Raw genomic sequence first — 12,952 nt, forward strand, 5'->3', positions numbered from 1 at the left:
CGCCCTCCGGCTATTCGGCGGCCTGCCTCTGGCGCAGGCTGTTCAGCAGCGCCGCCAGTTCCGGACGGCAGGATCCGCAATTGCTGCCCGCCTGCAGCGCCGCGCCGATGGCATCGACATCCATCAGCTGCTGCGTTTCGATGGCGTGGACCAGCGTGTTGACCCCGACGTTGAAACAGGCGCAGAGCACCGGGCCGGGATCGGGCTGGTCCGCCGGGGGGCGCCCGGCCAACGCCTGCCTTGCTTCGGTGCCGGGCAGCGTGGCGAGATGGTCGCGCAGCAGCGCCACGGGTTCGCGCGCCACGTATAGCGCCCCCAGCAGCCGCCCCTCCTGATAGAGCGCGACCCGCGCCCGGCCCCGTGCGGCATCAAGGATCGACAGCGCCTCTGCACCGGGCGCGCGCAGCAGGCGCCGCGCCTCCTCCACCCAGTCCTCCGGCTCGGTCTGCCCGGCCAGTTCCGCGCGGTAGCCCGCTGTCGTGCGCGCCAGCGCCCAATACGCGCTGTCAAACGCCGGCGCGGTGACAGAGACGGCAAAGCCATACCACGCCGCATCAAACCGGCGCAGCGCCACCCGCGCCGCCTTGCTTTCGGGCTGGCCCGAGACCGGATCCGTCACCGGCGGCACCAGCGCGTCGATCCGGGCCGAGGGCGCGGTCTCTCCGGTCCAGTGGATCGGCGCGAAGACCTGCCCGCGCGCCTGTACGGGGGTCAGGCGCGCGCGCAGGATGGCGCGGCCCGTGGGGTTCTGCACCTGCACCAGATCGGCGGGGGCGATGCCCAGATCACCGGCATCGGCGGGGTGAATGTCCAGAAACGGCTCCGCCAGATGCGCCGACAGGCGCGGGCTGAGCCCGGTGCGGGTCATGGTGTGCCACTGGTCGCGGATGCGCCCGGTGTTGAGCGTGAAGGGATGGCGCGCGCCCCCGGCGGTGACGGGCGGACGGTGGCGCAGCGCCAGCAGCCGCGCCTTGCCATCCGGGTGATAGAACCGCCCGTCGCCAAAGAACCGCCCGCCCTGCCGCGTGGCACTGACCGGCCAGCGGGTCGGAGGCAGGGCGGCATAACCCGCCGCATCCAGCCCCGCCAGCGCGGAGATGTCGAAATCCCGCCCGAAGCCGCCCGCGATCCCCGACAGGGCGGCATGTTCGCGGAAGATCTCGGCGGGGCTGGCATAGTCGAAGGCCCGCGCCCAGCCCATGCGGCGGCCCAGTTCGGCAAGGATGTCCCAGTCGGGCCGTGCGGCACCGGGGGCAGGCAGGGCCGCGCGCTGGCGGCTGATGGTGCGGTCGGAATTGGTGACGGTGCCGTCCTTTTCGCCCCATGCGGTGGCGGGCAGCAGCACATGCGCCAGCCGGGCGGTATCGGTGGCGGCGGTGATGTCGCTGACCACCACAAAAGGACAGGCGGCGATGGCATCGCGCACCTGATCCGCCTGCGGCAGGGTCACGGCGGGGTTGGTGTGGATGACCCACAGCGCGCGGATGCGCCCGTCCGCCACGGCGCGGAACATGTCCACCGCCTTCAGCCCCGGCGCCTGCGGCAGCGCGGGCGCCTGCCAGAACCCCTGCACCGCCGCGCGGTGACCGGGATTGTCCAGATCCAGATGGGCGGCCAGCATGTTGGCAAGCCCGCCCACCTCGCGCCCGCCCATGGCATTGGGCTGGCCGGTGACGGAAAACGGCCCCATGCCCGGCCTGCCGATCCGCCCGGTGGCCAGATGGCAGTTCAGGATCGCGTTCACCTTGTCGCTGCCGCTGCTGGACTGGTTCACGCCCTGGCTGAACACCGTCACCACCCGCGTCGTGCCGATCCACATCCGGCAGAACGCCGCCAGATCACCGGGATCCAGCCCGGTCAGGCCCGGATCCTCGGCCCGGGCGGCGGCAAGGGCAGCCTCGATCCCTTCGGTGCGGGTCAGGAAATCGGGATCCACCGCTCCGGCCCGGTCGATCTCGGCCAGCACGTGGTTGAACAGCGCCACATCGCTGCCGGGGGCCAGCGGCAGGTGCAGGTCGGCCCCGTCGCAGCTGGCGGTGCGGCGCGGATCGATGACCACGATCTGTGTGCCCCGCGCCTTGCGCGCGGCCAGCAGCCGCTGGTGCAGCACTGGATGGCACCATGCAAGGTTGCTGCCCACCAGCACCACCAGATCGGCCTCTTCCAGATCGTCATAGGTGCCGGGCACGGTGTCGCTGCCGAAGGCGCGGCGGTGCCCCGCCACGGTGGAGGCCATGCAGAGCCGCGAATTGGTGTCGATATTGGCCGAACCGATGAAGCCCTTCATCAGCTTGTTGGCGACGTAATAATCCTCGGTCAGCAGCTGGCCGGAGACGTAGAAGGCGACGCTGTCGGGGCCATGCGTGGCGATGGTGTCGCGGAACCGCGTGGCCACATGATCCAGCGCCGTGTCCCAGTCGGTGTCGCGGCCCAAGACGCGCGGCGACAGCAGGCGCCCCTCCAGCCCCACGGTTTCGCCAAGCGCGGATCCCTTGGAACAGAGCCTGCCGCGATTGGCGGGATGCGCAGGATCACCGCGCACCGCCAGCCCGCCGCCGCCCTCGCGCCGCAGCAGCACGCCGCAGCCCACGCCGCAATAAGGACAGGTGGAGCGGATTTCGGGCGCGGCTGTCATGCGGCGGACCGTTTGGCCAGCAGGCGGCCGTCCAGCAGCACCCGCCCCGCCACAAGTCGCACGGCATAGGTGGCAAGCCGCGCGTCCTCGCCCAAGGCCGCGCCGCTTTCCAGATCGAAGACCCAGCTGTGCAGCGGGCAGGTGACGCGGCGGCCATGCACGATGCCTTCGGACAGCGGGCCGCCCCGGTGCGGGCAGGCATCGGCGGTGGCGAACACCTCCTCGGGGCCGGTGCGGAACAGCGCCACGCAGCCCGCCTGCGTCTTGACCACCCGCGCGCCGCGTTCGGGGATGTCCTCCAGCGCGCCAATGTCGATCCAGTCCATGAGGCCCTCCTGTTCCGGGGTCAGCTTGGGGGTCAGCACTGCGGCGCCGGTCATTCCGCCGCCTCCCGCGTCAGATCGGCAAGCGGCGCATAGGCGCGGCCCCGGTCGGCATGTTCGGCCCAAGGATCCTTGCGATAGATGCTCTGCGACAGTTCGAACGCCTCGATCAGGCGGCGGCGTTCGGCGGGATCGTCCACCACCCGCGCCTTGACCCAGTCGAGCCCGACCTTCGCCACCCATTTATAGGGCCGGTCGAGATATCTGGCGTTTTCACGGTAAAGCTGGATGAAGGCCACGGTCAGATCCATCGCCTCCTGTTCGGTGGCCACATCCGCCAGACGTTCGGTTTCCTTCAGATCCATGCCCGCCGCCCCGGCCACGCCGATCTGGTAGCCGCTGTCGACGCAGATGATGCCCACATCCTTGCAGGTGGCCTCCGCGCAGTTGCGCGGGCAGCCCGACACCGCCAGCTTGACCTTGTGCGGCGTCCACGATCCCCACAGCGTCTGTTCCAGCTTGATGCCGAGCCCGGTGCTGTCCTGCGTGCCGAACCGGCAGTGATCGGTCCCGACACAGGTTTTGACGGTGCGCAGGCCCTTGGAATAGGCATGGCCCGACACCAGCCCCGCCCGGTTCAGATCCGACCAGATCGCGGGCAGATCCTCGCCCTTGATGCCCAGCAGGTCGATCCGCTGCCCGCCGGTGACCTTGACGGTCTGGGCGCCGTATTTTTCCGCCGCATCGGCGATGGCGCGCAGTTCCACCGGGTTGGTGATGCCGCCCCACATGCGCGGCACCACGGAAAACGTGCCGTCCTTCTGGATGTTGGCGTGCTTGCGTTCATTGACGAAGCGGCTCTGCGGATCGTCCAGATATTCCAGCGGCCAGTCGGCCAGCAGATAGAAATTCACCGCCGGACGGCAGACATGGCAGCCATTGGGGGTGGTCCAGCCCAGTTCCTGCCAGACGGCGGGCTGGCTTTTCAGCGCCTTGGCCTTGATGAGCCGCCGCACGTCTTCATGCGTAAGCTCGGTGCAGGTGCAGACGGGCCGCGCGGCGGGCGCGCTGTAACCCTCGCCCAGCGTCACCTGCAGCAGCTGCTCCACCAGCCCCGTGCATGTCCCGCAGGAGGCGCTGGCCTTGGTGGCGGCGCGCAGACCGCCCAGATCCTGCGCCCCGCCCTCGATCGCCTGAACGATGGTGCCCTTGCAGACGCCGTTGCAGCCACAGATTTCCGCCTCAGGCGGCAAGGCTGCAACGGCCGACAAAGGGTCCGCGGCGGATCCTCCCTGAAAGCCGGGGCCAAAGATCAGCGTGTCGCGCATCGCGTCGATTTCGGTACCGTCCTTGATGAGGCCGAAGAACCACGCGCCATCGGCGGTGTCGCCATACATCACCGCACCCACCAGACGGTCGCCTTCGATGACCAGCCGCTTGTAGATGCCGCGCGCGGGATCGCGGTAGACGATGTCCTCGCGGCCCGGCCCTGCGGCAAAATCCCCCGCCGAAAACAGATCGCAGCCCGTCACCTTCAGCTTGGTCGCGGTGTCGCGCAGCACAAAGGCATCGGGCCGCCCCAGCAGGGTCTGCGCCGCCACCTTGGCCTGATCGTAAAGCGGCGCCACCAGCCCGAAGAGCTGCCCGGAAAACTCCACGCATTCGCCCACGGCCAGAATAGCGGGATCCGAGGTGACCATCTGCGCGTCCACCTCGATGCCGCGCGCCACCTGCAGGCCCGCATCGGTGGCCAGCCGGGTTTCGGGGCGGATGCCGACCGCCATCACCACCAGATCGGCGGGCAGCAGGTCGCCGTTTTCCAGCAGCACGGCCTCGGCGCGGTCCTCGCCCAGAATGGCCTTGGTCGAGGCCTGCGTGCGCACGGTGATGCCGCGCGCCTCCAGATCGCGGCGCAGCAGATAGCCCGCCGCCTCGTCAAGCTGGCGTTCCATCAGATGGCCCATCAGATGCACCACGGTCACCGCCATGCCGCGCCCGGCCAGCCCCGCCGCCGCCTCCAGCCCCAGCAGGCCGCCGCCGATCACCACGGCGGAGCCACCGCGCGCCGCCGCGTCGATCATCGCTTCGGTGTCGTCAAGGTCGCGATAGGTGACGACGCCCGGAAGGTCACGCCCGGGCACCGGGATGACGAAGGGCGCCGATCCGGTGGCGATCAGCAGATGGTCATAGGCCACCTCGCCGCCCTGCCCCACCACAACCTTGGCCTCGCGGTCGATGCGGGTGACGTGTTCGCCAAAGCGGCAGGTGATGCCGCGCGCAGCATACCACGCCGCGTCATGGGTGACGATGTCCTCATAGGTCTTGTCGCCCGACAGCACCGGGGACAGCATGATGCGGTTGTAATTGCCCCGGCTTTCGCCATTGAACAGGGTGATGTCAAAGGCATCGGGGGCGGTTTCGGTTAGCTGTTCCAGCACCCGGCCCGAGGCCATGCCGGCGCCGATCACGACGAGTTTCTGTTTCATGGGGGTCACTCCGCGGCGAGGGCTTGCGGTTTTGCCGTCCGGGGCGCGGGTTTTGCGCCATGCTCGTAGTCCTCAAGGAAATCGAGCACCTCCTGCCGGTAGGCGTAATAATCGGGGTGTTCCAGCAGCGCCTTGCGGGAGCGCGGGCGCGGCAGATCGACCTTGGTGATGCGGCCGATGGTGGCCTGCGGGCCGTTGGTCATCATCACCACCCGGTCGGCCAGCAGGATCGCCTCGTCCACATCGTGGGTGACGCAGATCGCGGTGACGCCGGTCTGCTGCCAGACCTCCATCAGAACGTCCTGCAATTCCCAGCGGGTCAGGCTGTCCAGCATCCCGAAGGGTTCATCCAGCAGCAGCAGCTTGGGCGACAGCGCGAAGGCCCGCGCGATGCCCACCCGCTGCTGCATGCCGTTCGACAGGGTGCTGGCGGGGCGGGTCATGGCATCGCCCAGCCCCACCCGTTCAAGGTAATAGTCCACCACATCCTGCCGTTCGGCGCGGCTGGCGCGGGGATAGACCTTGTCGACGCCGATGGCGACGTTTTCGCGCGCGGTCAGCCACGGGAACAGGTTCGGCGACTGAAACACCACGGCGCGTTCCGGATCGGCCCCCATCACATGGCGCCCGTCGAGCTTGATCGCGCCCTTGGAGATGCCGTTCAACCCCGCCGCCATGGTCAGCACGGTGGATTTGCCGCAGCCGGAATGGCCGATCAGGCTGATGAATTCGCCCCGGTCGATCTTGAGGTCGAAATCCTCCACCACGGTCAGCGGCCCCTTGGGCGTGGCATAGACCTTGTGCAACTGGCTGAAATCCAGAAACCGTTCGGCGATCAGCCCGTCCTGCGCCTGACGCAGGGCGGCGGGCAGGGCATGGATCGGCGTCACGTCGGGCAGATGCCGGGTCTGGTCCCGGCGCTGCTGGATGCCCACATCCATCAGATATTTGGTGACGGCGCCGCGCAGCTTCTTGAAGGTCTCGTCATGGTTCATGGCGCCGCGGTCGCGCGGGCGGGGGATGGTCACGCGGAATTCCGCCCCCAGCGTGCCGTCGGGATTGAGCGCGATGATGCGGTCGGCCAGCACCAGCGCCTCGTCCACGTCATTGGTGATCAGCACGCAGGTCTTGCGCTCCGCCTGCCACAGCCGTTCGATCTCTGTGGCCAGATTGGCGCGGGTCAGCGCGTCCAGCGCCGACAGCGGCTCGTCCAGCAGCAGCACCTCCGGTGACATGGCCAGCGCGCGCGCCACGTTCACCCGCTGCCGCATCCCCCCCGACAGTTCCGCCGGGCGGCGATGCGCGGCATGGGCCAGCCCCACCATCTGCACGTAATGAGCCACCTTCGCGGCCTTCTCGGCGCGGGACAGGCGCGGAAACACCGCCTCCACCGCCAGCCGCACATTGCCCGCCACGGTCAGCCACGGCATCAGCGCGTAGCTCTGGAAGATCACGCCGCGCTCCGGTCCCGGTCCGGTGACGGGGGCGCCGCGAAAGCTGACGGTGCCGCTGTCGGGGCGATCAAGCCCCGCCATCAGGTTGATCAGCGTGGTCTTGCCCGTGCCGGAAAAGCCAAGGATGACGACAAACTCCCCCTCCGCCACGGTCAGGTCGATGTTGCGCAGCACCTCCCGGCGATGGGTGCCGGTGCCGAAGCTCTTGCAGACATTGTCAAAGGTCAGGACGGACATGGCGCTCACCGATTGTTCGAGAAGGTGAAAAGCTGCTGCAGCGCGAACATCACCCGATCAAGCAGGAAGCCGATGAGGCCGATGGTCAGCACCGCCACCATGATCCGCGCGAGGCTGGAGGAGGATCCGTTCTGGAACTCGTCCCAGACAAATTTGCCAAGCCCCGGATTCTGCGCCAGCATCTCTGCCGCGATCAGCACCATCCAGCCCACGCCAAGGCTCAGCCGCAGCCCGGTAAAGATCAGCGGCAGCGCCGAAGGCAGCACCAGCCGGGTGATCTTGGCCCATGTGGACATCTTCAGCACCTTGGACACCGCCACCAGATCCCGGTCGATGGAGGCGACGCCAAGCGCCGTGTTGATCAGCGTCGGCCACAGCGAACAGAGCGTCACGGTGATGGCCGAGATCAGAAAGGATTTCGACAGCCAGCCATCCTGCGTGGCATAGACCGCCGAGACCACCATGGTCACGATGGGCAGCCATGCCAGCGGCGACACCGGCTTGAAGATCTGGATCAGCGGGTTCAGCGCGGCATTGGCGGTGGGGGACAGTCCGGCAAGGATGCCCAAGGGCACCGCCACCAGCGTCGCCACCACGAAGCCGAAGAACACCGTGCGGATCGAGGTGCCGATCTGGTCGTAATAGCTGGGCGCGCCGGTATAGGCGATCTGCTTGACCTCCTCGGGGCGGCCCGCCTCGATCAGCTTCTGATTGCGGGCCTCCACCATGGTCTCGAACTTGGCCTGCTGCGCCGCCTTGGCCTGCGCGTCCTGATGCAAGACCTTCGCCTCGGCCCAGACCTGCGCCGGACCGGGCACCGCCCCCAGCGAGGTCTGCACCTTGGGCGCCAGCACGCCCCATGCCAGCAGGAACAGGGCGATGGCCAGCAGCGGCACCAGCAGCAGCCGCCAGATCTCGGACAGCTGGCCGCGCGGGTTGTCGCCGGCTGCGGCGCGCAGCAGGGGGGTGATCCATGCCAGCCCCAGCACGCGGAACCAGCGGTCGGCGGTGGCGATGCGGGTGAAAAGCCGGGCGCGGCGGGCCTCGCGGGTGGCGGAGGGGGCGAAGTTGGGGTCCACGGTGGTCATGGGGTGCCTTTCGTCAGGAGGAGGGGAAAGCGGCGCGGGGCGGGATCAGCCCTGCACCTCGTTGCCCACCACGACCTGCGCGCCCTTCAGCCCGATCGGCAGGCTGTCCAGATAGGCATTGGGCGCGCGGCCGTCATAGGGGATGGCGTCGATGATGTCGGCGGCAGGTGTCGGCGCCTTGTAGCCGTCGCTGCCCCACGGAAAGCCGTCCTCGGGGGCGAGCCCCTCGTCCACCAGCATCCGCGCGGCCTGCAGATAGATGTCGGGCCGGTAAACGCTTTCGGCGGTGTCATGATACCACTGATCCGGCATCGCCTCGGCGATCTGGCCCCAGCGGCGCATCTGGGTCAGATACCAGATGGCATCCGAATAGAACGGATAGGTGGCGTTGTAGCGGAAGAACACGTTGAAATCGGGGATGTCGCGGCGGTCGCCCTTTTCGAACTCGAAAAAGCCGGTCATGGAATTGGCGATCACCTCGGCATCGGCGCCCACATATTCGGGCCGCGCCAGCATCTCCACCGCCTCGGCGCGGTTGGCATTGTCGTTCTCGTCCAGCCAGATCGCGGCGCGGATCAGCGCCTTGGTTAGGGCCAGCGTGGTGTTGGGATAGGCTTCGGCAAACTCGGCGGTGATGCCGAAGACCTTTTCGGGGTTGTTCTTCCAGATCTGGGTGTCGGTGATGACCGGCACGCCGATGCCCTTGAACACCGCCTGCTGGTTCCACGGCTCGCCCACCGAATAGCCGTTGATGGTGCCCGCCTCCAGCGTGGCGGGCATCTGCGGCGGCGGCGTCACCGACAGCAGCACATCCGCCGCGATCTGGCCGGAGATGTTGTCGGGGCTGTAATAGCCAGGATTGAGCCCGCCCGCCGCCAGCCAGTAGCGCAGTTCGTAATTATGGGTGGAGACCGGAAACACCATGCCCATGTTGAAGGGCCGGCCTTCGGCGCGGAAGGCATCGACCACCGGCGCCAGCGCCTCGGCGCTGATCGGATGCTGCGGACGGCCATCTGCCTGTTTCGGCACATGCGGCAGCATCTTTTCCCAGACCTCGTTCGACACGGTGATGCCGTTGCCGTTCAGGTCCATGGAAAACGGCGTGACGATATGCGCCTTGGTGCCAAAGCCGATGGTGGCGGCCAGCGGCTGACCGGCCAGCATATGCGCGCCGTCCAGCTGCCCGCCGATCACGCCATCCAGCAGCACCTTCCAGTTGGCCTGCGCCTGCAGCGTGACAAACAGCCCCTCGTCCAGAAAATAACCCTTTTCATAAGCCACGGCGAGCGGGGCCATATCGGTCAGCTTGATGAAGCCGAAGGTCAGCTCATCCTTTTCCAGATCAAGCATCTGGGCCATGGCGGGGCCCGCCAGCGCGCTGGTCGTGGCACATACGAGAAGCAGGGTCTTCATCATCTGTCCTTTCGAAACGGCCAAAGGGCCGGAAGGGGGGCGCAAAACGCAAAAAAGGCCGCTGCACATCCGACCGGGGGTCCGGTGGAGCGCGAGCGACCTTGCTCAGGTATCCCTGTCATCGGGAAAATTCGGCGCGGCCCACGCCATTGCAGGCCGCTGTCCTCATCATGCCGCAAAGCAGCGTCGGGCAAACAGGAAAGCGGCCCCTTGGCGGCCGTTTCCGGCAAAAACCCCGGCCTGCGCGGCGCGGCGCCCGGAATTTAGTCAGTCGATGCGGCTGGGGTCAAAAATGCGGCCATCAAAAAACGCGTCCTGCAGCAGGCTCAGCTGGCCCTTCTGCGACGCGATGGCGGTGGGATGGCGAATCGCGCCCTCCAGCTTTTCCGAAGCGCCGGGCAGATCGGCATCGGTTTCCGCCATATGCGCGCGGTAGAGATCGCTGCGGAACACCGCCGCCCCCAGATCGCGCGCGGAACCCCGTGGCAGGCCCTGCGCCAGCGCCAGCCGGTCGCCGATCCAGCGCGCCTGACTGCGCCACGGAAAGCTCGCCGCCCCCTGATGGAAGCCGACAAACCCCGCCACCTGCCGCTGCTCGGCCCGCCCCGAAATGATGAACCGGCCCGACAGCGCCCGGTCGATCACTTCGGCGGGCACACCCAGCCAGTCGGGGCGCGACAGGATCTCGGCGGTGGTGGTGCGGCTTTCGGGATGGGACAGCCAGCGCCCGGCCTTCCACACCGCCCGCATCAGGCGGCCCAGCAGATGCGGTTCGGTCTCGGCCCAGTCGGTGCGCACCGCCAGCACCTTTTCCGGGGCAAAGGCCCAGATCGCGCGGCCCGGCAGCAGCAGCGCGCCCGCGCCCTGTTCCACCGCGACCGAGCCCCACGGCTCGCCCACGCAGAACGCGTCCACATCGCCTTCGGCCAGCGCCTGCGCCATCAGCGGCGGCGGCACGGTGCGGATGTCGATGCCGCAGCCCGCCAGCGCAGTATGCTCGACCCAGTAGCGCAGCAGTTCCACATGCATGGAAAACGGAAAGGGCACACCAAAGACGATGGGCCCCTCGGCCACCGCCGCCAGCGCCGTGGCCGCCGCCCGCGCATCGGCAAAATCGAAGCCGAAGCCCTGCGCCCGCAGCGCCTGTTCCAGCGCGCGGCCCACGCCGATCACATTGCCATTGACCGACAGCACCGACACGGCGGAGACGGGGGTGCTGACCCCGCCCAGCCCCATGGCCATGGCCACCGGCACCGGCGACAGCAGATGCGCCGCATCCACCCGGCCAAAGGCCAGCATGTCGCGGACCGAGGACCACGAGGGCGCCGCCACCAGATCAAGCGCGATGCCCTCGGCCTCGGCAAAGCCCATCTCCTGCGCGATGATCAGCGGGGCCGCATCGACCAGCGGCATATAGGCGACCGGCAGCGGAACCGGTCTCATCGCAGCAGCCCCGAGGCGGTGACCAGCGCTTCGGCCACCTCGGCCACGCGGCGGCCCTGATCCATCGCGGTGCGGCGCAGCAGCGCATAGGCCGCATCCTCGTCGATGCCCTTGGCCTTCATCAGCAGCCCCTTTGCACGGTCGATGACCTTGCGTTCTTCCAGCGCGCGGCGGGTTTCGGCCAGTTCGATGCGCATCTGCCGGAACATGCGGAAGCGCGCGATGGTCACCTCCAGCACCGGCAGCAGCCGTTCCGGTTTCAGCCCGTCCACCACATAGGCCGACACCCCCGCCTCGATCGCGGCCTGCGCCAGACCGCCCGCCGCGCGGGAGACGAACATCGCCACGGGCCGCTCCAGCGGGCCGGAGGCCAGCGTCAGTTCCTCCAGCATGTCGCGGGTGGGGTTGTCGACATCGATCAGCACCACATCGGGCGCATGGGCCGCGATGCGCCGCGCCAGACCCGAGGTGGTGCCGATGACGAACAGATCGCAGTCGCAGCTGTCCTTCAGCGCGTCCACGATGGCGAGCGCCCGGTCCCGGTCTTCCTCGACCACCACAACTGTCAGCTTTGATGTCATGGCCGATCCATGGCGCGTGGGCCGCATCTCCACAAGCGGCACCGGCCCGTCCTGCGGCGCGGCGGGCGGCTGCGGGGCCCTGCCCCGGGCTGTGTGCCCAAAACTTGGGCGCTGGTCTGGCGCGCCCCGGCGGTTTACACCGGGCGGGACCGGATGCCGCAGCGATGCCGCATCCCCCAGCCAGATCAAGGACCGCCCATGACCGAAGACGACCTCAACACCCGTCACGCCGAAAAGATGCGCCGCATCAAGGCCGCGCGCGACCGCATGATGGAAACCAAGACCGAGGAGAAAGGTCTGATCATGGTGCATACCGGATCGGGCAAGGGCAAATCCTCCTCCGGCTTCGGGATGATCCTGCGCTGCATCGGCCACGGGATGCCCTGCGCGGTGGTGCAGTTCATCAAGGGCACATGGGTCACCGGCGAGGCCGAGATGCTGCGCAACCGCTTTGCCGGGGAATGCCGCTTTTTCGTCTCGGGCGAGGGTTTCACCTGGGACACGCAGGACCGCGAGCGCGACATCGCCGCCGCCCGGCGCGGCTGGCAGATCGCGCAGGAGCAGATCCTTGATCCCGAGATCCGCTTCGTGCTGCTGGACGAGATCAACATCGCGCTGCGCTACGACTATCTGGACATCGACGAGGTGGTGGATTTCCTGCTGACCCGCAAGCCGCAGATGACCCATGTCTGCCTGACCGGGCGCAACGCCAAGCCGGAACTGATCGAAGCCGCCGATCTGGTGACAGAGATGACGCTGCTCAAGCACCCGTTCCGCGACGGCATCAAGGCACAGAAGGGCGTGGAATTCTGATCCCGGCGCTCAGGCCCCGGCGCTGCCGCGCTGGGGCACCGGGATGATCACCACCTCGCCATTCTGGACATTGCGGCGGGACACGAGGTGATCGGTGAAATGCCGCACCTCGGCCACCTGCCCTTTCAGGATCGACACTTCCAGACAGGTGTCATGGTCCAGATGCACATGCAGCGAGGAGACCGCCAGATCGGGATGGTCATGATGCGCCGAGGTCAGCTGCCGCGCCACTTCGCGCGCGCGGTGGTCATAGGTATAGACCAGCGCCGCGACGCAGGGCGCATCGGGCGCGGCCTCGGTGCGGGCGCGCGCCAGCCCGGCGCGGGCCATGTCGCGGATGGCCTCTGACCGGTTCTGGTAGCCGCGCGCGGCCATCAGCGCGTCAAGCTCCGCCATCAGATCATCGTCGAGCATCACGGTCACGCGCTGCATGGTGCCTCCGGTCTGTGCCTGCGATCCGGGCAGCCCTGCTGCCGCCA

General features: G+C 68.1%; 10 protein-coding genes. 1 reads left to right on the forward strand and 9 read right to left on the reverse strand.

Annotation, left to right across the window (positions count from 1 at the left end):
- Nucleotides 1–10: 10 nt before the first annotated feature.
- From VK682_RS08410 to VK682_RS08445, 8 genes are all read right to left on the reverse strand, one after another.
- Nucleotides 11–2,635 (reverse strand): molybdopterin-dependent oxidoreductase, encoded by a 2,625-nt coding sequence (locus VK682_RS08410; RefSeq protein WP_324781667.1) that lies wholly within the window; start codon nucleotides 2,633–2,635, stop codon nucleotides 11–13.
- On the reverse strand, nucleotides 2,632–2,961 hold the full coding sequence (nirD, locus tag VK682_RS08415) for a nitrite reductase small subunit NirD (protein WP_230795813.1): 330 nt from the start codon (nucleotides 2,959–2,961) through the stop codon (nucleotides 2,632–2,634). The genes VK682_RS08410 and nirD overlap by 4 nt, the downstream gene beginning before the upstream one ends.
- Before the next feature lie 50 nt (nucleotides 2,962–3,011).
- Entirely contained in the window at nucleotides 3,012–5,444 is a 2,433-nt protein-coding gene (gene nirB / locus VK682_RS08420; RefSeq protein WP_230795495.1) for a nitrite reductase large subunit NirB, read from the reverse strand.
- 5 nt (nucleotides 5,445–5,449) lie between these two features.
- Nucleotides 5,450–7,135, reverse strand: coding sequence for an ABC transporter ATP-binding protein (locus tag VK682_RS08425; protein WP_324781668.1), 1,686 nt, complete (start codon nucleotides 7,133–7,135; stop codon nucleotides 5,450–5,452).
- 5 nt (nucleotides 7,136–7,140) lie between these two features.
- Complete coding sequence (locus VK682_RS08430; protein WP_324781669.1) at nucleotides 7,141–8,223, reverse strand: ABC transporter permease; 1,083 nt, start codon at nucleotides 8,221–8,223, stop codon at nucleotides 7,141–7,143.
- Nucleotides 8,224–8,268: 45 nt separating this feature from the next.
- Nucleotides 8,269–9,636: a CmpA/NrtA family ABC transporter substrate-binding protein gene (locus VK682_RS08435; protein ID WP_324781670.1), complete on the reverse strand. Its 1,368-nt coding sequence runs from the start codon at nucleotides 9,634–9,636 to the stop codon at nucleotides 8,269–8,271.
- A gap of 267 nt (nucleotides 9,637–9,903) precedes the next feature.
- Nucleotides 9,904–11,079, reverse strand: coding sequence for an ABC transporter substrate-binding protein (locus VK682_RS08440; protein ID WP_230795499.1), 1,176 nt, complete (start codon nucleotides 11,077–11,079; stop codon nucleotides 9,904–9,906).
- Nucleotides 11,076–11,660: an ANTAR domain-containing response regulator gene (locus VK682_RS08445; protein ID WP_089849289.1), complete on the reverse strand. Its 585-nt coding sequence runs from the start codon at nucleotides 11,658–11,660 to the stop codon at nucleotides 11,076–11,078. The genes VK682_RS08440 and VK682_RS08445 overlap by 4 nt, the downstream gene beginning before the upstream one ends.
- A gap of 198 nt (nucleotides 11,661–11,858) precedes the next feature.
- Here VK682_RS08445 and cobO point away from each other — a divergent pair, with 198 nt between their 5' ends.
- Nucleotides 11,859–12,473 carry a cob(I)yrinic acid a,c-diamide adenosyltransferase gene (gene cobO / locus VK682_RS08450; RefSeq protein ID WP_230795500.1) on the forward strand — a complete coding sequence of 205 codons (615 nt, stop codon included), beginning with the start codon at nucleotides 11,859–11,861 and terminating at the stop codon, nucleotides 12,471–12,473.
- A gap of 9 nt (nucleotides 12,474–12,482) precedes the next feature.
- Here the strand turns inward: cobO and nikR are convergent, their stop codons facing one another.
- Nucleotides 12,483–12,905: a nickel-responsive transcriptional regulator NikR gene (nikR, locus tag VK682_RS08455; protein ID WP_324781671.1), complete on the reverse strand. Its 423-nt coding sequence runs from the start codon at nucleotides 12,903–12,905 to the stop codon at nucleotides 12,483–12,485.
- Nucleotides 12,906–12,952 lie beyond the last annotated feature (47 nt).

The organism is Salipiger marinus (genome assembly GCF_035481585.1).
Classification (GTDB): domain Bacteria; phylum Pseudomonadota; class Alphaproteobacteria; order Rhodobacterales; family Rhodobacteraceae; genus Salipiger; species Salipiger marinus.

Bases quoted from the DNA above. Each gene is read 5' to 3' on its own strand.
- VK682_RS08410 (WP_324781667.1), bottom strand. From the start codon at position 2,635: ATGACAGCCGCGCCCGAAATCCGCTCCACCTGTCCTTATTGCGGCGTG.
- nirD (WP_230795813.1), bottom strand. From the start codon at position 2,961: ATGGACTGGATCGACATTGGCGCGCTGGAGGACATCCCCGAACGCGGC.
- nirB (WP_230795495.1), bottom strand. From the start codon at position 5,444: ATGAAACAGAAACTCGTCGTGATCGGCGCCGGCATGGCCTCGGGCCGG.
- VK682_RS08425 (WP_324781668.1), bottom strand. From the start codon at position 7,135: ATGTCCGTCCTGACCTTTGACAATGTCTGCAAGAGCTTCGGCACCGGC.
- VK682_RS08430 (WP_324781669.1), bottom strand. From the start codon at position 8,223: ATGACCACCGTGGACCCCAACTTCGCCCCCTCCGCCACCCGCGAGGCC.
- VK682_RS08435 (WP_324781670.1), bottom strand. From the start codon at position 9,636: ATGAAGACCCTGCTTCTCGTATGTGCCACGACCAGCGCGCTGGCGGGC.
- VK682_RS08440 (WP_230795499.1), bottom strand. From the start codon at position 11,079: ATGAGACCGGTTCCGCTGCCGGTCGCCTATATGCCGCTGGTCGATGCG.
- VK682_RS08445 (WP_089849289.1), bottom strand. From the start codon at position 11,660: ATGACATCAAAGCTGACAGTTGTGGTGGTCGAGGAAGACCGGGACCGG.
- cobO (WP_230795500.1), top strand. From the start codon at position 11,859: ATGACCGAAGACGACCTCAACACCCGTCACGCCGAAAAGATGCGCCGC.
- nikR (WP_324781671.1), bottom strand. From the start codon at position 12,905: ATGCAGCGCGTGACCGTGATGCTCGACGATGATCTGATGGCGGAGCTT.